Raw genomic sequence first — 21947 nt, forward strand, 5'->3', positions numbered from 1 at the left:
AATTACTTGGCCTGGGCTTCTACCTGAGCTTCAACGCGACGGTTGACAGCACGGCCTTCTTCGGTGGCGTTGTCAGCAACCGGACGGGTTTCGCCGTAGCCAACCGAGTCAACACGGCTGGATTCTACGCCGTACTGCTGGGTCAGCACTTGCTTGACAGCGTTGGCACGACGCTCGGACAGCTTCTGGTTGTAAGCGTCTGGACCCACGGAGTCAGTGTGACCTTCAACCACGGTGGTGGTTTGTGGGTACTGCTTCATGAAGTCAGCCAGGTTTTTGATGTCGCCGTAGCTGTTAGGCTTGACGACCGACTTGTCGAAGTCGAACTTGACGTCCAGCTCAACGCGAACGACTTCGGCAACAGCCGGGCAGCCGTCGGCGTCAACGGTAACGTTGGCCGGGGTGTCTGGGCACTTGTCGACGTTGTCGCACACGCCGTCGTTGTCGGAGTCGGAGCAGACTTCAGCAACTGGAGCAGGAGCAGCTTCAGCTTGCTTCGGGCTACCGCCGAAGTTCAGGCCAACACCAACGCTCGGGGCCCACTCGGTGTCGCCCTGGTCGATGTTGTACTGAGCTTCTACGCCGGCACGGGCATAGAACATGTCGGTGATGTACCACTTGGCGCCAGCGCCAACGTTGGCGAAGGTGGAGTGGTCACGACCGCCACGGCCGGTCTGGCCCAGCGACTGGTGCGAGAAACCAGCGGAAACGTACGGACGGATGGCGTCGTACGGGTTGTTGAAGTGGTAAACGGCGTCCAGGGCGGTGTTCGAGCCCTTGATGTTCTTGCCGTCTTCGCCACGAGCGTTGTGCACTTCGTCGTAGCCCAGACGCAGCTCAACGTCGTCGGTCAGGAAGTAACCGATCGAGCCGCCGAACAGGTTGCCGTCGTTCTTGAAGTCGCGCTGGCTGTCGAAGAATTCTTTCTTGTAGAAGATTTCAGTCTCGACGGCGCCTTGACCTTGTGCCATAGCGCCAATCGAAGTGGCGGCTACAAGCGAACCAATGGCCAAGCCCAAGGTGTTTTTCAGTTTCATCCGTTAAATCCCCATCTGGTGATAGTTAAGCAGTCCCACCACAAACAAGAGGGACAACTCGACGGCGAGTCTAGCAGAACTCGCCGGTTCGTTAGAGATATTTGCACGCCACTAAGTTTCATCAAGGCCGGCAAATTTCTCCCGAAGCTTGTCTAGCGCGCGCTTGTAACGCATTTTCGTCGCGCTCAGGCCCATGTGCATGATGTCGGCAATTTCCTGAAATTCCAGCTCTGCGACAAAACGCAGCACCAGAATTTCCCGGTCAATCGGGTTCACATGCACCAGCCACTTGTCCAGCCCGCCTTTTTCTTCCGGCTTCGGAGCCTTGTCTTCGGACGCCTCTTCAACAGGGTCCAGACTCAAGGCATCCATCAACCGACGTTTGCGGCGCTCCTTGCGGTACTGGGTAATGCACTCGTTGTAGGTGATGCTGTAGAGCCAGGTCTTGAACTTCGACTTACCCTCGAAGTTCTTCAGCCCGTACAGCACTTTCAGCATCACTTCCTGACAGACATCGTCCGCGTCACGGTCGTTCCCCAGATAACGCGCACAGACGTTGAACAGGGTCCGTTGGTAGCGCCGCATGAGCTCTTCATAGGCGCGGGTAACGTGGTACAGCTCCTCATGCGAACGCGCCACCAACTCTTCGTCTGTGAGCTCGCGGGGGTCATAGCGCATGGGCGGCGAATGAACTTTATTCAAAACGGATCTGGCCGACAGTCAGGTCAATGTCGCCGCGCGACCCCGTGGGTCGAATTTCGCGGCGGCATACATTAACAGCTTTTGTGCGGTTAGCGGCTATTGACGCGCTGTTCAAGCAGCTCGCGGTTAGCCAGTGACACCAGTTCGCCATCATCGGTCAGCAGCGTCGTCTTCACCGTACCGATCTCCTCGATATGCCCTTCGACCTCTCCAATCCGCACCTGCTGGCCGACTTGGTACAGCTCGCGCACGTAGATGCCGGCCAGGATCTGCCCGGCAATTTCGCGACTGCCAAGGCCCATGGCCAAGGCAACGGCCAGACCAACGGTAATCAGCCCGATAACGATGACGTGGTTCAGCAGGTCGGTTTTCACTTCAAGCTGGCTGATGGCCACCGAGATGCTGATGATGATCACCAGGCCTTGGGTAATACGCCCCAGGCCCGCCGAGTATTCCAGGCCGATACCTTCGGCAGCGCCACGCACAAGGCCGTTGGCCACCTGCGCCAGCAGTACGCCGGCCAGCAGCACCAGGGCCGCGCCGAACACCTTGGGCAAGTACAGGGCGAGCATGTCGAGGGTTGCCGAAACCCGCTCCAGGCCCAGCGATTCGGCGGCCGATACCAGAAAGATGAGCAGCACGAACCAATAGACGATCTTGCCGATCAGGGTCGAGATCGGCACCTGGATGCCGCCCCGACCGAGCATTTTGGTGAGGCCGGTGCCGGCCATCAGGCGGTCCAGGCCAAATTTGGCCAACAGTTTGGACAGCAGCGTGTCGAGCAGCTTGGCCACCACGAAACCGAGCAGCACCACGACCAGCGCGCCGAACAGGTTGGGGATGAAGTTCGCTACCTTGGTCCAAAGGGCAGTCATCGCGGTGACCAGGCTCTGGGTCCAGAGATCGAGTTCCATATTCAATCGGCCTTATCTGCTTTGCTGCCATTGGCAGCGTTGCGGGAAGAGTGTCGACGCACCGGCGCAACATGCGCCGAGCCATTGTTCACGGCAATCAGCAGCGCCTGGCTCCAGCGGCCAAGCAGGCTGAACAGATCACCCGCGCCAACCTGGCGGTTGGCGGTTTTCAGCACGCGACCCAGGCAAGCGGCGTCGTCCCGGTCGTCCCGGTCATTGCCGGAGGGTGACGCCTTGAGCAGGTCGCGCAGGGATTCTTCAAACGGATCGTGCATGGGCACCTCGCGCAGTGTCAGCAAGAGACGAGATGGCCGGGCGACGGGTCACACATCCTGTTGGCACGAAGGTTTCAAATTGCACAGCTATACCCACCGCAACCGCCGGAACAGCCACCACTGCCCCACGGCCAACCCCAGCACGACGATGCAGGCGAACAGGAAGCCCAAAGGGTTTTCCGCCCCGGGGATGCCGCCGACATTGATGCCCAGCAGCCCGGTGACAAAGCTCATGGGCAGGAAGATGCAGGTGATGATGCCAAAGCGGTACATGGTGCGGTTCATCCGCTCGCTGCGCCGCCGGTCCTCGCTTTCCAGCACCAGCGCAGCGCGTTCGCGGGCCAGTTCCAGCTCTTCGAGGTAGCGGATCAGGCTGTTGTTGAGTTCATTCCAGTAATCGGCGTCGGCATTGGCGAACCAGCTCCATTTGCTGCGCGACAACTGCGCGTAGATTTCCCGTTGCGGGGCGAGAAAGCGGCGCAAGCCAGCGGCACGGCGGCGGATCTGCTGCAGGCTGCCCTGCTCCGGGGCATACCGCTCGTCGGATTCGACCTTTTCTTCCTCCAGATCGACGAGCTCGGCCAGGTCGCTGACCAGGCCCTGGACCTTTTCGGTCAGCAACTCGCCCATCAACAGCAACAGTTCCGAGGCCGATTTCGGCCCCCTGCCTTGTTCCAGCAGCTGGAGAATTTCATCGCTGGCGCGCAACGGCCGCAGGCGCAGCGAAATAACCCGCTGCGCCTCGGCGAAGATGCGTACCGAAACCATGTCTTCGGGCTCGGCACCCGGGTTGAGGTTGACCCCCCGCAGGAACAGCAACAGCTGTTCGTCCGCCATGGGCAGCAGGCGCGGCCGGGTGTTTTCTTCCAGCAGCAGCTCGCAGGCGAACTCGCTCAGGCCGCTGTCGTGCAGCAGCCAGGAACGGGTTTGCGGATGGCTGCGGTCCCAGTGCAGCCACAGGCTCTGCTCCGGTTGCAACTGCAGGTCGTCCAGTTCGGTACGGGCAATCGAGCGCGCGCCACCTTTGCCATCGAGCACCAGGGCATGCACCAGCCCCCACTGCGCGTTGTCTTCCTCGAACATCAAAGCTCCATCAGCGCGTGCGGCGCATTACTCCGGCATTTTCAGCGGTTTCGGCGAGACCAGCACGCCATTGTTGTCGGCATACACATACTCACCCGGGCGGAAGGTTACCCCGGCGAAGGTCACCACCACGTTGAGATCGCCAATACCCCGCTTGTCGGTCTTCATCGGGTGGCTGGCCAGGGCCTGCACGCCAACGTCGGTCTGGATCAGCACGTCGACATCACGCACGCAGCCGTAGATCACCAAGCCTTCCCAACCGTTTTTTGCGGCTTTTTCGGCGAGCATGTCGCCGAGCAGCGCACGGCGCAGCGACCCACCGCCATCGACCACCAGCACTTTGCCCTTGCCGTCGAGTTCGACCTGCTCCTTGACCAGCGAATTGTCCTCGAAACACTTGATGGTAACGATCTGGCCACCGAACGAATCGCGGCCACCAAAATTGCTGAACATCGGCTCCAGCACTTGTACCAGGTCCGGGTAGGCGTCACACAGGTCGGGCGTTACGTAATGCTGCATGGGAAGCTCCTGTCAGTCACAACGAAAGCGGGTATCGGCCAAGGCTACACCTTGGAGGCTGTCGTAGTCATCCGGGACCGGGCAGTCATTTGTATTCATCCTGTCTCGGCCCTTCCATGCGTGACCCGTTCCTGCACAGGAACGCGCGTTATCCAGGTGTAGGAGCGGGTTTACCCGCGAATACGGTGGCGGCGTCAAAGGTGAACGGCCGGTGGAGATTGGCCAGCAGGCCCGGCCCTTTCGCGGGTAAACCCGCTCCTACACGACGGCCTGTGTCCCACCCCCGATGCGCGTCCACCACCAATCTGTGTAGGCGCGGATTCACCCGCGAAGAGGCCATGACAAGTACAGCAAACTCAGCTGGCAGGCACAGGTTCCGCAACGACAGTGGACGCATGCACCGGCAGCAGCGGGTTGTGCAGCCAGCGCTCCACCAGCGGCCACACCTGCACCTGCGCAGCCTTGCTCACCAGCATGTCGACATGCCCAAAGGCCTCGAAACCTTCTTCACGACCCAGCCGCAGGAACTGCTTGCGCTCGCCGCCCAACTGCTCGAACAGCTTGCGACAGGCCCACACCGGGTCCTGGAAGTCCCCTGCACCGGCCACTGCCAGCAGCGGTACATCCACTTCAGCCAGCCCTGCCCACCAATCGTTCTGCTTGTCGCCAAAGCGCCCGAACAGGCCGTGCCAGCGCATGCTCTCCAGGGCGAGGCCTATCGGTTCGTCTTCAGGCCCACGCTTGAAACGTGGCCCGGATATCTGCCCCCAACGCTTGAGCACCAGCTTCGCGCCCCAAGCCAGCGGCGGCACTTTCAACGGCCAATAGACACGGCTGATCTGGGTACCGAACAGCGCCACGCTGGCCAACTGCTCGGCAGCCAGAAAACCACCGCCCAGCGCAGCTACCAGGGTGGTGCCACCCAGGGAATGACCAACCCAGTGCGGCGCCTGGCCCGATTGCTCGCGCACGAAGGCGTTGATCAGCGGCAGGTCATCACGGGCGTAGGCGGCAACGCTGTTGTGTTTCCAGTCATGGTTACGCGGCGACAGGCCGTGGCCTCGCATTTCCGGGATCCAGACATCGAAACCGGCGCGCGCAAGGTAGGCACCCAGGCCAACCCCTTTGGGCGAATACCAGAAGCGCCGATTGGAAAAACTGCCGTGCAGGAGAATGACCGGCACGCCCTGGGCCTGAGCCTGGTCGGCCAGTCCCAGACGGGTGATGGCGAGCTCGACGCTGGGGTCCGGGCCATTGCCGGCCTTGATCCGATACACGTCTTCGCTGAGATCGCCGCGGCGCTCGGCACTGAGCAGGGCCACGGGGAATAAAGTGCTGCTGCTTTGCATAAGGTTGCTTGGTGCACAAAAAAGGGCGGGGTCCATTGCTGGAGCTCGCCCTGGAAAAAACCAGGCAGGAGGGCGCCAGACGCCCCCCCGCGTTTACTGCATCAGGCCGCGCCTTGGCCTTCGGCCAGGAAGAACCAGGTCTCGAGTACCGAGTCCGGGTTCAGCGACACGCTTTCGATGCCCTGCTCCATCAGCCACTTGGCCAGGTCCGGGTGGTCCGATGGGCCTTGGCCGCAGATGCCGATGTACTTGCCAGCCTTGTTGCAGGCGGCAATGGCGTTGGCCAGCAGCTTCTTCACCGCAGGGTTACGCTCATCGAACAGGTGGGCAATGATGCCCGAGTCACGGTCCAGGCCCAGGGTCAACTGGGTCAGGTCGTTGGAGCCGATCGAGAAGCCGTCGAAGTATTCCAGGAACTCTTCGGCGAGGATGGCGTTGGACGGCAGTTCGCACATCATGATCACGCGCAGGCCGTTGTCGCCGCGGGCCAGGCCGTTTTCGGCGAGCAGGTCGACGACCTGGCTGGCTTCGCCCAAGGTACGCACGAACGGCACCATGATCTCGACGTTGGTCAGGCCCATCTCGTTGCGCACACGCTTCAGTGCACGGCACTCGAGCTCGAAGCAGTCACGGAACGATTCACTGATGTAACGCGAAGCACCGCGGAAGCCCAGCATCGGGTTTTCTTCTTCCGGCTCGTACAGCTTGCCGCCGATCAGGTTGGCGTACTCGTTGGACTTGAAGTCCGACAGACGCACGATGACCTTTTTCGGGTAGAAGGCCGCCGCCAGGGTGCTGATACCCTCGACCAGCTTCTCGACATAGAAGCCGACCGGGTCGTTGTAGCCGGCAATGCGCTTGTCGACGCTGTCTTTCAGGTCGGCAGGCAGGCCCGCATAGTTCAGCAGCGCCTTGGGGTGCACGCCGATCATGCGGTTGATGATGAACTCCAGGCGTGCCAGACCGACACCGGCGTTGGGCAGCTGGGCGAAGTCGAAGGCGCGGTCCGGGTTGCCGACGTTCATCATGATCTTGAACGGCAGTTCCGGCATGGCATCGACCGAGTTCTGCTTGATGTCGAAGCCCAGCTCACCTTCGAAGATGAAGCCGGTGTCGCCTTCGGCACAGGAAACGGTCACGCCCTGGCCGTCTTTCAGCACCTGGGTAGCGTTGCCGCAACCGACAACCGCCGGGATACCCAGCTCACGGGCGATGATCGCCGCGTGGCAGGTACGGCCACCGCGGTTGGTGACGATGGCGCTGGCGCGCTTCATCACCGGCTCCCAGTCAGGGTCGGTCATGTCGGAGACCAGCACGTCACCCGGCTGGACCTTGTCCATTTCCGAGACGTCGTTGATGACGCGAACCTTGCCGGCGCCGATACGCTGGCCAATGGCACGGCCTTCGACCAGCACGGTGCCTTTCTCTTTGAGCAGGTAGCGTTCCATGACGTTGGCGCTGGAACGGCTCTTCACCGTCTCAGGGCGGGCCTGGACGATGTACAGCTTGCCGTCGTCACCGTCCTTGGCCCACTCGATGTCCATCGGGCGCTGGTAGTGCTGCTCGATGATCATGGCCTGCTTGGCCAGCTCGCTGACCTCGGCATCGGTCAGGCAGAAGCGTGCGCGCTCGGCGCGGTCGACTTCGACGGTCTTGACCGAACGGCCGGCCTTGGCTTCGTCGCCATAGACCATCTTGATCGCCTTGCTGCCCAGGTTGCGGCGCAGGATGGCCGGGCGGCCGGCCTGCAGGGTGTTCTTGTGCACGTAGAATTCGTCAGGGTTGACCGCACCCTGTACGACGGTTTCGCCCAGGCCATAGGCGCCAGTGATGAATACCACGTCGCGGAAGCCCGACTCGGTGTCGAGGGTGAACATCACCCCGGCGGTGCCGGTTTCGGAGCGGACCATGCGCTGCACACCGGCAGACAAGGCAACCAGCTTGTGATCGAAGCCCTGGTGCACGCGGTAGGCGATGGCGCGGTCGTTGAACAGCGAAGCGAACACTTCCTTGGCCGCGCGGATCACGTTATCGACGCCGCGAATGTTGAGGAAGGTTTCCTGCTGGCCGGCGAACGAGGCGTCCGGCAGGTCTTCAGCGGTAGCCGAGGAACGCACGGCAACGGCCATGTTGTCGTTGCCGGCGGCCATTTCGGCGAAGGCCGTACGGATTTCCGAATCCAGGCGTGGCGGGAATTCGGCTTCCATGACCCACTGGCGAATCTGCGCGCCGGTCTTGGTCAGGGCATTGATGTCGTCAACGTCCAGCGCGTCGAGCGCGGCGTGAATGCGGTCGTTCAGCCCACTCTGCTCGAGAAAGTCACGGTACGCCTGAGCCGTAGTGGCAAAGCCGCCCGGCACCGACACGCCGGCACCGGCGAGGTTACTGATCATCTCGCCCAGGGATGCGTTCTTGCCCCCCACATGCTCCACATCATGGACGCCGAGCTTATCGAGGGAAACTACGTACTCTACCAAGGTGATCTCTCCACTAACTGTGTTGGAAAAGCTCAAAAGGCGCCCGCCTGTCTTCTATGACTTGGCCGGGCGTTTGTGGCCTGTACCTGGAAAATAGGCGCTGCAAATGTGGCAGAATGTCGACAGCCGCATTCGGCAAACCGAACTTATCATATCCAAGAATCGCCATCAGCTTAAGGCCCAGATCGCAAATGAAACGAACCGCGTTCTTCATCTCCGACGGCACCGGTATCACTGCCGAAACCCTGGGCCAGAGTTTGCTCGCGCAATTCGAGAGCATTCCCTTCAACAAATTCACCCGCCCTTACATCGACTCGCCGGACAAAGCGCGGGTCATGGTCCAGCAAATCAACGCTGCGGCCGAGCGGGATGGGGTCCGCCCGATCATCTTCGACACCATTGTCAACCAGGACATCCGCGAGATCCTGGCGACGTCGAATGGCTTCATGATCGACATCTTTTCTTCGTTTTTATCCCCACTTGAGCAGGAATTGATTGCCCATTCGTCGTATTCCGTGGGCAAATCCCACTCGATTGGTGGCAATTCCAACTACATGGAACGCATCGAGGCGGTGAATTTCGCCCTGGATAACGACGATGGTGCACGCACCCACTACTACGACAAAGCCGACCTGATTCTGGTTGGCGTGTCGCGTTGCGGCAAAACCCCAACCTGCCTGTACATGGCCATGCAGTTCGGCATCCGTGCCGCCAATTACCCGCTGACCGAGGACGACATGGAGCGCCTGCAGCTGCCGGCGGTGCTGAAAAAGCACCACAGCAAGCTGTTCGGCCTGACCATCGACCCCGACCGCCTCACCGCCATCCGCCACGAACGCAAGCCCAACAGCCGTTATTCCAGCTTTGCCCAGTGCGAATTCGAAGTGCGTGAAGTGGAAAGCCTGTTCCGCAGGGAGAACATTCCCAATATCAATTCCACGCATTTTTCGGTGGAAGAGATTTCCGCCAAGATCCTGGTCGAAAAAGGCGTGGAGAGGCGGTTCAAGTAACGCCCCCCCCTGTAGGAGAGGGTTCACCCGCGAAAGGGCCAGCCCAGGCATACAAAAAAGCCCCGGCATCACTGCCGGGGCTTTGTTTTACCTCACCACAAGGCTCAGGACGGCACCACCGCTGCCTGCCCGCTCATGGCCAGATCGACCAGCTCGCGGTTGGCCACCGCGTACATCGCATAGTCAGTGCCGGTGGCATTGCGCAGGTCGTCGAGCATGGCGCGCCAGCGCTCCACCATTCCCCGATGCTGCTCTGACCACAGCGCCACGCGGGCATCCATGTCTTGCGGTGCATCGGCCATCTGCAGGACTGAAATGGTGATTGCCCGCTGCTGCAAGTCGATATCGTCGCGGAATGCCTCGCGCGCCAGCGCCTGCCAGTTGTTTTCCACCGGCAGGTTGCTGATTTCCTGCAGGTACCAGGTCAGGTCCAGCGCGCTGCCCACGGCGAAGAATGCCTTGGCCACCTGCGCAGGCTCATGGCCGGTAACGTCGGCCGCTTCAATGATCGGCAGCAGGGTGTACAGGTGGCTGGTACCCGCCACCATACGCGCCAGCAACTCCGGCACACCGGCGTCGACAAAGCCCTGGTAGCGCACCATCCAGCGTTCGCGGGTGGGGCCCTCTAGCAGCTCATCAAGCTTCAGACCCAACTGCGCAATCTTCGGCCCGAAGTGCGCGGTATCGCGCCCGGCGTCCTGTTCGTTGCGGCGGCTACGCAGGAACCAGCGGGTGGCTCGGCGGCCCAGTCGCATCAGCTCGTCCATCAGGGTGAGCTGGATCTCTGCCGGCACCTGATAGTCCAGCGCCTCGATCTGGCGGAACCAGTGCGGCAGGTGGAAGATATCGCGCACGATCACGTAAGCACCGGCCACGTTGGCCGGGCTCATGCCGGTCGACTCCTTCAGGCGCTGGACGAAGGTGATACCCATGTTGTTGACCAGGTCGTTGGCGATCTGGGTGCTGACGATTTCGCGCTTCAGGCGGTGGCGGCGCATGGCCTCGGCGAACTTGCTGACCAGGGACGGCGGGAAAGCGGTTTCCATGTCACGGGTCAGGTAGTCGTCGTCCGGCACCAGCGACTTGAGCAGTTGCTCCTTGAGGTCGATCTTGCTGTACGAGATCAGCACCGACAGCTCGGCGCGGGTCAGGCCCTGGCCGGCAGCCAGGCGTTCGGCCAACTGCTCTTCGGACGGCAGGAATTCGATGGCACGGTCCAGCTTGCCCCGCGCCTCGAGGTCGGCCATCAGGCGCTTGTACTCGGCAATCCGCTCGCGGGCGCGGCGGGCGGCCAGCGAAAGCGCCTGGGTCTGCTTGTAGTTGTTGCCCAGCACCAGGCCGGCCACTTCGTCGGTCATGCTGCCCAGCAGCTGGTTGCGCTGCTTCTCGGTCATGTCGCCACCCTGCACCACTTCGTTGAGCAGGATCTTGATGTTGACCTCGTGGTCGGAGCAGTCCACGCCGCCGGCGTTGTCGATGAAGTCGGTGTTGGTGGCGCCGCCGTTCAGGCCGAACTCGACGCGGCCGAGCTGGGTCATGCCCAGGTTGCCGCCCTCGCCCACTACCTTGCAGCGCAGTTCGTTACCGTTGACCCGCAGCGCATCGTTGGCCTTGTCGCCGACATCGGCGTGGCTTTCAGTGCTGGCCTTCACGTAGGTACCGATGCCGCCGTTCCACAGCAGGTCCACCGGGGCCTTGAGCAGCGCGTTCAGCAGCTCGGTCGGGGTCAGGCGGTCGGCTTCGATGGCGAAGCGCTCTTTCATCTGCGGGCTGATGGCGATGCTCTTGGCACTGCGCGGGAAGATCCCGCCGCCTTCGGACATGATGCTGGTGTCGTAGTCGCTCCAGGCCGAACGCGGCAGGTCGAACAGGCGCTTGCGCTCGGCAAAGCTGGTGGCAGGGTCGGGGTTGGGGTCGATGAAGATATGCAGGTGGTTGAACGCAGCCACCAGTTGCAGCTTGTCGGACATCAGCAGGCCATTGCCGAACACGTCGCCGGCCATATCGCCCACACCAATGACGGTGATCGGGTCTTCCTGCACGTTGATGCCACGCTCGCGGAAGTGACGCTGCACGCCCACCCAGGCGCCGCGCGCGGTAATGCCCATCTTCTTGTGGTCGTAACCGGCCGAGCCGCCCGAGGCAAAGGCATCGCCAAGCCAGAAGCCGTAGTCGATGGCAATGCCGTTGGCGATGTCGGAGAAGGTCGCGGTGCCTTTGTCGGCCGCTACCACCAGGTACGGGTCGTCATCGTCATGGCGCACCACGTTGGCCGGCGGCACCACGCCACCGTCCTTGAGGTTGTCGGTGATGTCGAGCAGGCCGGAAATGAAGATGCGGTAGCACGCCACGCCTTCGGCGGCGATCTCGTCACGGCTGCCGCCCAGCGGCAGGCGACGCGGCAGGAAACCACCCTTGGCGCCGACCGGCACGATGACCGAGTTCTTCACCTGCTGGGCTTTCACCAGCCCCAGCACTTCGGTACGGAAGTCCTCTTCGCGGTCGGACCAGCGCAGGCCACCACGGGCAACGTTGCCAAAGCGCAGGTGCACGCCCTCGACGCGTGGCGAATAGACGAATATCTCGAACTTTGGCACCGGTTTGGGCAGTTCGGGGATCAGCTTGGGGTTGAACTTGAAGCTGAAGTACGACTTGTTCTGGCCGTTTGCGTCGGGCTGGTAGAAGTTGGTACGCAGGGTGGCCTTGATCAAGTCCAGGTAGCGCCGCAGGATGCGGTCTTCGTTGAGCACCTGCACGTCATCCAGGGCGCTCAGGATGGCCTGTTCCAGGCGCTGCTGCTTGTCGTCAAGGTCGTCCTGGGTAAGCTTGCGCGCCAGATAGAAGCGGGTCTTGAACAACCGGGTCAGCTCGCGAGCGATGTCGGTGTGGTTGTTCAGGGTGCTGGCGATGTAGCCCAGATCGAAGCCCAGACGGATCTGTTTCAGGTAACGGGCGTAGGCACGCAGCAAGGCCACGTCGCGCCACGGCAAGCCGGCGGTGAGCACCAGGCGGTTGAAAGCGTCGTTCTCGGCGTCACCACGGACGATGTGGATGAAGGCGTCCTGCAGGGTGTCGTTGAGCTGCTGGATGTCCAGGCTCAGGCCTTCGCTGTAGGTGAAGGCGAAGTCGTGGATCCAGTATTCGCGGCCATTGGCATGGCGCAGGCGGTACGGGAACTCGCCGAGCACGCGCAGGCCGAGGTTTTCCAGAATCGGCAGCACGTCGGACAGCGCCAGCGGGGTGTCGGCGTGGTACAGCTTGCAGTGCAGGATGCGCTCGCCCACCTGGGTCAACGGCTGGTAGAAGCTCATTGCCAGCGGCTTGCTTTCCGACAGGTTCAGCACATGCTGCAGGTCGACCACCGCCGAGTGCGCGGCGAAGCGCTCGCGGTAACCGGCCGGGAAGCCTTTGGGGAAATCGGCGAGGATGTTGGTGCCCTGGGCTTCGCCGAAGTTTTCCACCACCAGTGCCGAGTAGTCGTCATGCCACGAGCGGCAGGCCTGGATGACTTCGCGTTCCAGCTGCTGCGGGTCGATGTCGATACGGTTCTTGGGGTCGACCCGCAGGATCAGTTGCACACGGGCCAGTACCGATTCGGAGAAGAAGGTCCAGAACTCGCAGTCGCTGGCCTTCAGGCGCTCCATCAGCACCTGCTGGATCTTCTGCCGCACTTCGGTGGAGTAGATTTCCCGCGGGACGTAGGCCAGGCAGTAGCAGAAGCGGCCATACGGGTCTTTACGCAGGAACACGCGGATCTTGTTGCGCTCCTGGATCTGCACGATTGCCATGACCGTGCTGAACAGCTCGTCGATCGGCGTCTGGAACAGGTCGTCGCGCGGCAGCACTTCCAGTACCTGGGCCAGTTCCTTGCCCAGGTGGGCCTTGGGATCGAAGCCCGAACGGCGCTCGACTTCGGCCACCTTCACGCGGATGTACGGAATGGCATGCACGCTTTCGCCATACACCGACGAGGTGTACAGCCCCATGAAGCGGTGCTCCTTGATGACCTTGCCGTCGGCGTCCAGCTGGCGGATCGACACGTAGTCCGGGTAGGCCGGGCGGTGCACGCGGCTGGGCAGTGCGGCCTTGGCGAACGACAGCAGCAGCGGCTCGTTGAGGTAGGCCACAGCGTAGTCTTCGATGCGCAGCTCTTCTGCGGTCAGGCCCACGCGCAGACGGCGCGGCAGGCCGAGGAACGACTGCTCGTCGTAGACCATCTGGCCGCCATCGGCGTCGCCCTTGACGGTGAATTCTTCATAGCCCAGGAAGGTGAAGTGGTTATCCAGCAGCCATTCGAGGAAGGCCTTGACTTCGCCTTTCTCGTTTTGGGCGGGGCCGAAGGCGGTTTGCTCCACCTGCGCTACCACTTCACGCAGCTTGGCCTTCATCGGTTCGAAGTCGGCCACCACCACCCGTACCTCGGCCAGCACCTGCTCGATCTCGCGGGTCAGCACCGTCAGCTCGGCGGCATTGGCGCAGCGGTCGATCTCCAGGTACATCAGTGACTCGTAGCGCACGCCTTCGCCCTGGGTTCCCTTGGGCAGCAGCTCCAACAGCTCGCCCTTGGCGCCACGGCGCACGCTGAGCACGGTGGTTTGCAGGGTGTGGATGCTGTAGCCACGGCGGTTGAGCTCGGTGCGCACCGAGTCGACCAGGAACGGCAGGTCATGGTGCAGCACTTCGACCACGGTATGGGTCGACTGCCAGCCATTGCGTTCGTAATCAGGGTTGTACACCCGCACTTGCGGGTATTCGGGGTCGAAACGCTCGATGATGCGCCAGGCTGACAGGGTGCAGCCGGCCAGGTCGGAAAGCCTGCGCTGGGTGAGTTCGTCCAGAGAGATGATGCCGAAGAACTGCTCGGCGAACAGCGCCACTTGTGGCAGGGACTGTTCGCTGATGTGCTGCGCCAGGGCCGCTTGCAGTTGATGCTGGAAGTCGGCTTTGCTGGCTGCGGTGAAGAACGCCATCTGTGGTACTCCGCTTGGGCTTTGTAATAATTGAAGCGTCGCTGCGTGCGCCGTGTACGGATCAACGATAGCCAACCCGTGGCATGACGGACGGTAAAAAACCAGACGTTGAACGTGCGCAGGCACGCCCAGGGCTCGCCGAAGCTTAACGACTGATCGGTCATCTACGCTTGCAGCGCTGCGACAATTTCGGTCAAGGGGCGGTAACTTTACGTTTATGCCTGTACGCAAGACTGTCAGAATTCCCTTCCGTTTCCTTTGACCCGAGCCTGCTCATGCAAATCAACACCGCCCTGCTGTTCGCCACCCCTTGCGATGACGAGGAAGACAACATGGCGACCCTGTGCTGCCACAGCGACAAGGGTCAGATGTTCCTGCTTACCCGTTACCCGGACGAGGACACCGTCGACCTGACGCTGGATGACGAGCCGTCGACGCTGGATGGCCTTAAAGTGACCCTGAGCGCCAAGCGCCTGCTGATCGAAGTGGCGGCCGGCGACCGGGACGCGCTGAAGGGGGATGAAGTACTGGAAATCAACCTGACCAGCGATTTGAGTGACATGGATGAAGTGAAGGAAACCCTGGAGAACATCCTGGCCGGTACTGGAACCTTGGTCTGCGAGCTTTGAACCCTGCCTAGTGGGAGCGCGGTCCACCCTGTGGGAGCGCGCCAGCTTTTAGAAATTGAGCAAGACAGTTGCCCCCACAATGATCAGGCCAGCGCCTGCTGCATTTCTTTGGCCTGCACCCGCAACGCCTCGCAAAACGGCTCCACCGCTGCCGATGCCGGCCGATGGTCCGGGCGTATGAGCATCACCTGATAGGGCACCGATACCCGTAACCTGCGGATCGGCAACCCGCCTTGCGCCGCCTCCAGCCCGCTCAGTGGGTTGATGATCGCCACCCCCAGGCCTTGCCTGACCATGGCGCACACCGAAGCGGCACTGGTGGTTTCGATGACCGTGCGGCGGTTAACCCCGGCCGCACGAAAGTGCTGATCCAGACGCTGGCGGTAGGTATCCAGGCTGGCCAGGTTGATGAAATCGACCTCATGGAAATCACTCAGCTCCAGTTCAGCCTTCACCTGCAGCGGGTGATGCTCGGGCAACACGCACACCATGTTGGCACTGAACAGCAATTCACCATACGCGCCGCGCGGTATCTGTTCGACTTCAGTCAGGCCAAGGTCATGCTGCTGGGCAACCAGTGACTCCTCCAGCAACGGCGACTCCTGCGCCAGAATGCTCACGCTCACGCCACTGTGCTGCTGGTGAAAGCGCTGGCAAGCCTTGGGCAACAAGGTTTGCGAGAACAGCGGCAGGCAGGTGATGGCCAGCCGGCCCTGCTCGAAGTTGCGGATGGCCTGGGCAAAGCGATCGATCCGCTCCAGCCCGACGTAGGCCCGCTCGACCTCTTCGATCAACAGCAGCGCCTGGGCCGTCGCCACCAGGCGCCCGCCCTCGCGCTCGAACAGGTTCAGGCCAGTCACCTGCTCCAGCCGCGCCAGTTCGCGGCTGACAGTGGGCTGCGAGGTGAACAGCAGGCGCGCCGCACCCGTGACACTGCCAGCGGCCATGATGGCGCGGAACACTTCGATGTGGCGGACGGACAGTTTCACGGCAGTACCCGGTGAGTCAACAATGGGTATATCAGATATGAATGACCAGCAGAAAAATAGCTATTTTTCTGAATTCCCGCTTTGATTCATCCTCGCGGCCTTCCTAATATGAGTAGCGCCACCATGACCGCACCCTTCACCCTTCTGGCCGAGGCGGTTCGCCAGCACGGCTCGCCGCTTTGGGCGTACGACGCCAGCACCATCGCCGAGCGTGTCGAGCAGTTGAACGTATTCGACACCGTGCGCTTCGCCCAGAAAGCCAACCCGAACCTGCATGTGCTGCGCCTGATGCGCGCCCATGGCCTGGTGCTGGACGCCGTGTCGCTGGGTGAAATGGAGCGGGCCTTCGCTGCGGGTGCGAGCGTGGACGGTGACCCTGCCGGCGTGGTGCTGACCTGCGACGCGCTGGACCGGCCAACACTGGAGCGAGTGGTGGCAGAGAAGATCGAAGTCAACGCCGGCTCCATCGACATGCTGCGCCAACTGGGTGAACGCTCGCCCGGCCACCGCGTGTGGATCCGCATCAACCCGGGCTTCGGCCATGGTCACAGCCGCAAGACCAATACCGGCGGCGAAAACAGCAAGCATGGCATCTGGCACGAAGAGCTGGACGAGGCGCTGGCGTGCATCAAGGCCCATGGCCTGCACCTGGTGGGCGTGCACATGCATATTGGTTCCGGGGTGGACTACCAGCACCTGGAACAGGTGGCCCGCTCGATGATCGAGCTGATCGGCCGCCTGGGCGTGGACATTGAGGCGTTCTCCATCGGCGGCGGGCTGTCCACGCCTTACCGCAGCACCGACAAACCGGTCGACCTGCAGCGTTATGCGCAGACCTGGGCGGTGGCGCGCAAGGAGATCGAAACGATGCTCGGCCACCCGGTGCGCATGGAGATCGAACCCGGACGCTTCCTGGTGGCGGAGTCGGGCTACCTGGTGGCCGAAGTCCGTGCCGTGAAACAGGTGGGGCGCAATACCTTCGTCATGATCGACGCTGGCTTCAACGACCTGATGCGCCCGGCGATGTACGGCGCCTACCACGGCATGACCCTGCTCGATGCCGATGGCCAGGCAGTAGATCGCCCGCGCCAGCCGACCGTGGTGGCCGGGCCGTTGTGTGAATCGGGTGACGTGTTCACTCAGGATGACCAGGCGCTGACCCCGCAGGACCTGCCCCAGGCACAGGTGGGCGACCTGCTGGTGATCCACGATGCCGGGGCCTATGGCGCGTCGATGTCGTCGAACTACAACAGCCGGCCGCTGCTGCCGGAGTTCCTGATCGAGAACGGTGCCCTGCGGATGATCCGCCGGCGGCAGACGGTGCAGGACCTGCTGAGCCTGGAGGCCGGGTTCTAACCACTGCCCTGCAAGCCTGCACGACTCTTTGTGGGAGCGGCCTTGCGTCGCGATTGGGCTGCACAGCAGCCCCACAAATGTAGCCGTGATGCCGAAACCCGGGCCGCTTTGCGGCCCAATCGCGACGCAAGGCTGCTCCCACAGGGTGTGTGCTCGCGGTCCTTGCATTAAGCCCCGCCTCTCGCGACAATGCGATCAATTCCCATTAATATTGCGGTCTTGACGCCATGGCAACGCTCGATCCCCAGGCCCTGCACCAGCTGTACAGCGAAAACAACAGCTGGCTGAAGGGCTGGCTGCGCGCCCGCCTGGGCAACGCCGCCGATGCTTCCGACCTGGCGCACGACACGTTCCTGCGGGTAATGACCGCGCGTAACCCGTTGCCGATCCGCGAGCCGCGCAGCTACCTCAGCGCTATCGCCCGCGCACTTCTGATCGACAAAGCCCGCCGTCGCATCATCGAAAAAGCTTACCTGCAGGCTCTGGCCCTGCGTCCGGAGCCGGTAGAGGTATCGCCGGAGGTGCGCTTGTCCATCATAGAAATGCTGGTGGCCGTGGACAGCCTGCTCGACGAACTCGGCGCCAAAACTCGCGCCATTTTCCTGGCCGTTCAACTCGAAGGCCTGACCTATGGCGCTGCGGCCGAACGCTTCGGCGTGTCGGTCACCACCGTGAAGAATCACCTGATCAAGGCCATGACACGCTGCCTGCTGGCAGTCGAAGGCTGAGGCCCATGGATCTCAAGACACTCGAAGCCGCTGCCACCTGGTATGTCCAGCTCAACGACGGCGCCCATAACGAGGCCCGCACCCAGGCCTGGCGACAGTGGCTGCAGGCCAGCCCCCTGCACGCAGCCGCCTGGGCGCGGGTAGAAAAGCTGCAGCAGCAATGGGCCATGGTACCGCCGCAGGCGGCGCTGTCCGGCCTTGGCGCGGCCCAGTCGCAGCGGCGTGACATGCTGAAGGTGTTGGGCCTGCTGGTGGCCATGGGTGGCGGCAGCTGGCTGGCGGCCGAGCAGGTGCCCTATCGTGCCTTGCTGGCCCAGCAAAGTACCCGAAGCGGTGAGCGCCGCGCCCTGCACCTGGAAGATGGTTCACAGCTGGAGCTGAACGTGGATACCGCGCTGGATGTGCGCTACGACACCAAGGTGCGGGCGATTCAGCTGTATCAAGGGGAAATTCTGGTGCGTCCGGTCAGCGACCGTCAGCAGCGCCCGTTCATCGTGCACACCGATGACGGCAGCTTATTTGCCCGCAGTACCGCGTTCAGCGTCCGCAAACTGGCGCAACAGACCCGTGTGGGTGTGCTTCAGGCCAGCGTCGACGTTCGCCCCCTGCGCCACCCTGATCGCGTGCTGCAACTGCACGCTGGCCAGCAAGTGAGTTTTGACCGGGATGTCGTCCCTGACGCCCATGCCCTCCCCGCCGACTCCACGGCCTGGTTGCAGGGCATGCTCAGCGTGAACGACTGGCGCCTGGGCGATTTCCTCGAAGAACTGGGGCGCTATCGGCCAGGCGTGCTGCGCTGCGCCTCGTCGATCCAGGCCATGAGCATTTCCGGCGCGTTCCGCATCGACGACACCGATATCGCCCTGGCCAACCTGCCGAAAACCTTGCCCGTGAAGGTGCGCTACTTAAGCCGCTACTGGGTGAGCGTGGAGCCCGCCTGAGCAACTGCGGAAAAACTTTCGCCGCAATCTTGCTGATTTCGATTCTCGTCCGTCCCTGACACAAGCCGCGACGACAGCGACTTTCTGCCATGACTCGGAAGGACCACGAAATGCCACACCTGCACCCTACCCCTGCAACCAAGCTGAGCCAGGCCGTGCGCCTGGTGCTGCTCGGCATGTCCTTGGCCAGCGCGCCCGGCCTGCTGCTGATGCCGGCCCAGGCAATGGCCCAAAGCCAGACCACCTACCATGTCCCCGCTGGCCCACTGGGCAACGCCATCACCCAGTTTGGCGTACAGGCGGGTGTGACCATTTCGTTCGACACTGCCCAGACACGTAACCTCGGCAGCGCGGGCCTGGAGGGCAGCTTCAGTGTGGAGGAAGGACTGGTGCGGCTGTTGGGCAACAGTGGCCTGCAGGCGCAACGTCAGGGCAATGGCGGCTATGTGCTGGTCCCTGCGCAAAACGGTTCGGCCATGGAACTGGCGCCGATGAACATCGACGCCAACCGGCTGGATGCGACCAGCGAAGGCACCCAGTCCTACGCCGCCCGTGCCATCACCATCGGCAAAGGCGTGCACACGCTGAAAGAAACCCCGCAGTCGGTCACCGTGATGACCCGCAAGATGCTCGACGACCAGAACCTCAACACGCTGGAGCAGGTACTGGACAAGACGCCGGGCATCACCGTGTACGACTCGCCCATGGGCGGCAAGTATTTCTATTCCCGAGGTTTCAACCTGGATGGCCAGTACCAGTATGACGGCGTGCCCCTGGACGTGGGCGGCAACTACGTGCAGGCCAACAGCTTTTCCAGCGACATGGCGTTTTATGACCGCGTCGAGGTGCTTAAAGGTGCGGCCGGCATGATGAAAGGCTCTGGCTCCTCCGCCGGGGGCGTCAACTTCGTGCGTAAACGGGGGCAGGAAAAAGCCGCCACCACCGTCACCTTGTCTGCAGGAAGCTGGGACAACTACCGCGGGCAAGTGGACGTGGGCGGCCCGCTTAACGCGTCGGGCACCGTGCGGGGGCGCGCCGTGGCGACGCTGCAGGATCGCCAGTACTTCTATGACACGGCCAAGCGCCAGGACCAGATACTGTACGGCGCCATCGACTGGGACGTCACAGCCGACACCACCGTGGGCTTTGGGCTGGCTTACGAGGATATCGATGCCACCCCATGCTACGCCGGCCTGCCACGCTACGCCGATGGCAGTGACCTGAAGCTGTCGCGCTCCACCTGCCTGGGGGCCAGCTGGAACGACTTGCAAAGCCAGCGTATTACCGGCTTTGCCGACCTCAAGCACCGCTTCAACGATGACTGGACCCTGAACTTCGCCTCGATCTACACCCACAACACCCAGGACATCGAATACGCCTACTCCGAAGGCACGGTACCGGTCGGCGCCAGCACCGCTGGCATGAACGTCCGCGCCGGCCGTTTCGACTACGATCAGGACGACTACGGCTTCGATAGCTATGTCGATGGCAAGTTCGAGGCGTTCGGCTTGCAGCACGAGCTGATCATGGGTGCCAACGCCAGCCGACAGAAAACCCATGATTACTTCGCGCTGATGCTGCTGGACGGCAAGCAGGACCCCTTCGCCCCCTCGCCGCACTCCCCACACCCGTCCAAGGGCGATTACCTGGTCAACCCGACCCGCGGCGGCAGCGTGCCAACCGACTCCACCACCACCCAGTACGGCACCTACGCCAACCTGCGCCTGAAGCTGGCAGAGCCGCTGACCCTGGTGCTGGGCGCGCGGGTCAGCTGGTACCGCAACAAGAGCGACTCCTATACCCAGTTCTACGATTACTGGGTGAATAACCGCAGTCAGGAAAACGGCCAGGTCACGCCGTTCGCCGCCGTGCTGTACGACTTGAACGACCAGTGGACCGCCTACGCCAGCTACGCCGATATCTTCCAGCCGCAGAGCGACAAGGTGAACGTCGAGCGGCAGTCACTTCAGCCCAAGACCGGCGCCAACTACGAGGTTGGCATCAAGGGCGAGCTGCTTGGCGGCGCGCTGAACACCTCGTTCAACCTGTTCCGCACTGTCGAGAAGCACCGCGCAGAAAGCGACTACAACGAAGCCTGCCCGTCAGGCGACGGCTATTGCTACACCGACAGCGGCAAGGTGCGTGCGCAGGGTTTCGAGGCCGAGATCAGCGGCTCGCCAATCGAGCGGCTGCAGCTGCTGGCGGGTTACACCTACACCCAGACCAAGTACCTGAGTACCATCGAAGACACCGACCCCACCGAGCTGACCTTCACCTCCAGCTTCATCCCGCGGCATATGCTCAAGGTGTGGGGTGACTACCAGTTGAGCGGTGCACTGGAGCGCTTCACCGTCGGCGCCGGCCTGAACAGCCAGAGCGAAAACTTCCGCACTACCGGCACTACCCGTGTCGAGCAGGCGGGCTACACCGTATGGAACGGCCGCGTGCAGTACCGCATCGACCCGAACTGGACTGTCGCCCTCAACGGCAACAACCTGTTCGACAAGAAGTACTACGCCACCATCGGTGCGCCGGCCTGGGGCAACTTCTATGGCGAACCGCGCAACTTCATGGTGACCTTGCAAGGGGCGTTCTGAAGTACTTCCCGGAGTGCGATCGGGCCGCTTTGCGGCCCTGTCTCGACGCGGGACCTTATAAAAAAAGCGACCAGGGTGGCGCTTCCACCCAGTAACCATGGCGCAACGAGAAGCAGACGGGTTGACGTAAAAGGCGATGAAAAACTTGGCAACGTCAACGATACCGCTTAATCAGAAATTTCCTACGCACCTATCGGAAGCGCAATGCTCCTTTGAGAAGTGATTCCTCGCTAGTGTCCAGCCTCGGGTCGAATGCAACGCTTGCATGCATTTGATGATCATCCCTGCTCGCTGGAGCTATACATGGACTCGTTGAAAGAAACCCTCGAACTGTGCAGGCGCATCACCTCCGGCTACCGCCCGGCCCTGCG

At 62.2% G+C, this 21947-nt stretch carries 16 protein-coding genes; 6 read left to right on the forward strand and 10 right to left on the reverse strand.

Going from position 1 to position 21947, the window contains the following annotated elements:
• Nucleotides 1–2: 2 nt before the first annotated feature.
• The 8 genes from ACF8O8_RS19805 to ppsA form a co-directional block, all read right to left on the reverse strand.
• Nucleotides 3–1037, reverse strand: coding sequence for an OmpA family protein (locus tag ACF8O8_RS19805; protein ID WP_010953090.1), 1035 nt, complete (start codon nucleotides 1035–1037; stop codon nucleotides 3–5).
• 111 nt (nucleotides 1038–1148) lie between these two features.
• On the reverse strand, nucleotides 1149–1715 hold the full coding sequence (sigX, locus tag ACF8O8_RS19810; protein ID WP_003248665.1) for an RNA polymerase sigma factor SigX: 567 nt from the start codon (nucleotides 1713–1715) through the stop codon (nucleotides 1149–1151).
• 113 nt (nucleotides 1716–1828) lie between these two features.
• On the reverse strand, nucleotides 1829–2653 hold the full coding sequence (locus tag ACF8O8_RS19815; protein ID WP_010953088.1) for a mechanosensitive ion channel domain-containing protein: 825 nt from the start codon (nucleotides 2651–2653) through the stop codon (nucleotides 1829–1831).
• A 2-nt stretch (nucleotides 2654–2655) separates the two neighbouring features.
• On the reverse strand, nucleotides 2656–2928 hold the full coding sequence (locus tag ACF8O8_RS19820) for a hypothetical protein (RefSeq protein ID WP_010953087.1): 273 nt from the start codon (nucleotides 2926–2928) through the stop codon (nucleotides 2656–2658).
• Nucleotides 2929–3015: 87 nt separating this feature from the next.
• Nucleotides 3016–4011 carry a zinc transporter ZntB gene (locus ACF8O8_RS19825; RefSeq protein ID WP_003248655.1) on the reverse strand — a complete coding sequence of 332 codons (996 nt, stop codon included), beginning with the start codon at nucleotides 4009–4011 and terminating at the stop codon, nucleotides 3016–3018.
• A gap of 27 nt (nucleotides 4012–4038) precedes the next feature.
• Entirely contained in the window at nucleotides 4039–4530 is a 492-nt protein-coding gene (rraA, locus tag ACF8O8_RS19830) for a ribonuclease E activity regulator RraA (protein WP_010953085.1), read from the reverse strand.
• Nucleotides 4531–4886: 356 nt separating this feature from the next.
• Nucleotides 4887–5879 (reverse strand): alpha/beta fold hydrolase, encoded by a 993-nt coding sequence (locus ACF8O8_RS19835; protein WP_010953084.1) that lies wholly within the window; start codon nucleotides 5877–5879, stop codon nucleotides 4887–4889.
• Between the two features lie 101 nt (nucleotides 5880–5980).
• Nucleotides 5981–8356 (reverse strand): phosphoenolpyruvate synthase, encoded by a 2376-nt coding sequence (gene ppsA / locus ACF8O8_RS19840; RefSeq protein ID WP_019752139.1) that lies wholly within the window; start codon nucleotides 8354–8356, stop codon nucleotides 5981–5983.
• Between the two features lie 191 nt (nucleotides 8357–8547).
• Between ppsA and ACF8O8_RS19845 the strand changes: the two genes are divergently transcribed.
• Complete coding sequence (locus ACF8O8_RS19845) at nucleotides 8548–9366, forward strand: pyruvate, water dikinase regulatory protein (RefSeq protein WP_010953083.1); 819 nt, start codon at nucleotides 8548–8550, stop codon at nucleotides 9364–9366.
• A 104-nt stretch (nucleotides 9367–9470) separates the two neighbouring features.
• Here the strand turns inward: ACF8O8_RS19845 and ACF8O8_RS19850 are convergent, their stop codons facing one another.
• Nucleotides 9471–14336, reverse strand: coding sequence for an NAD-glutamate dehydrogenase (locus tag ACF8O8_RS19850; protein ID WP_049586685.1), 4866 nt, complete (start codon nucleotides 14334–14336; stop codon nucleotides 9471–9473).
• A 275-nt stretch (nucleotides 14337–14611) separates the two neighbouring features.
• Here ACF8O8_RS19850 and ACF8O8_RS19855 point away from each other — a divergent pair, with 275 nt between their 5' ends.
• A complete protein-coding gene (locus tag ACF8O8_RS19855; RefSeq protein WP_020192899.1) occupies nucleotides 14612–14965 on the forward strand; it encodes a hypothetical protein in 354 nt (117 codons plus the stop codon).
• Between the two features lie 83 nt (nucleotides 14966–15048).
• Here ACF8O8_RS19855 and ACF8O8_RS19860 read toward each other — a convergent pair whose 3' ends face one another.
• A complete protein-coding gene (locus tag ACF8O8_RS19860) occupies nucleotides 15049–15954 on the reverse strand; it encodes a LysR family transcriptional regulator (RefSeq protein ID WP_010953080.1) in 906 nt (301 codons plus the stop codon).
• Nucleotides 15955–16077: 123 nt separating this feature from the next.
• On the opposite strand from ACF8O8_RS19860, the gene lysA reads away from it, so the two are divergent.
• The 4 genes from lysA (at nucleotide 16078) to ACF8O8_RS19880 (ending at nucleotide 21576) form a co-directional block, all read left to right on the forward strand.
• Nucleotides 16078–17310 (forward strand): diaminopimelate decarboxylase, encoded by a 1233-nt coding sequence (lysA, locus tag ACF8O8_RS19865; RefSeq protein ID WP_198748265.1) that lies wholly within the window; start codon nucleotides 16078–16080, stop codon nucleotides 17308–17310.
• A gap of 227 nt (nucleotides 17311–17537) precedes the next feature.
• On the forward strand, nucleotides 17538–18038 hold the full coding sequence (locus ACF8O8_RS19870; protein WP_350297568.1) for a sigma-70 family RNA polymerase sigma factor: 501 nt from the start codon (nucleotides 17538–17540) through the stop codon (nucleotides 18036–18038).
• 5 nt (nucleotides 18039–18043) lie between these two features.
• The gene (locus ACF8O8_RS19875) at nucleotides 18044–18979 is read left to right on the forward strand and encodes a FecR domain-containing protein (RefSeq protein ID WP_392510308.1); all 936 of its coding nucleotides are present in this window, start codon (nucleotides 18044–18046) and stop codon (nucleotides 18977–18979) included.
• A gap of 110 nt (nucleotides 18980–19089) precedes the next feature.
• A complete protein-coding gene (locus ACF8O8_RS19880; protein WP_392510309.1) occupies nucleotides 19090–21576 on the forward strand; it encodes a TonB-dependent siderophore receptor in 2487 nt (828 codons plus the stop codon).
• Nucleotides 21577–21947 lie beyond the last annotated feature (371 nt).

The organism is Pseudomonas sp. TYF_14 (assembly GCF_043105275.1).
In the GTDB taxonomy this organism is placed as follows: domain Bacteria; phylum Pseudomonadota; class Gammaproteobacteria; order Pseudomonadales; family Pseudomonadaceae; genus Aquipseudomonas; species Aquipseudomonas alloputida.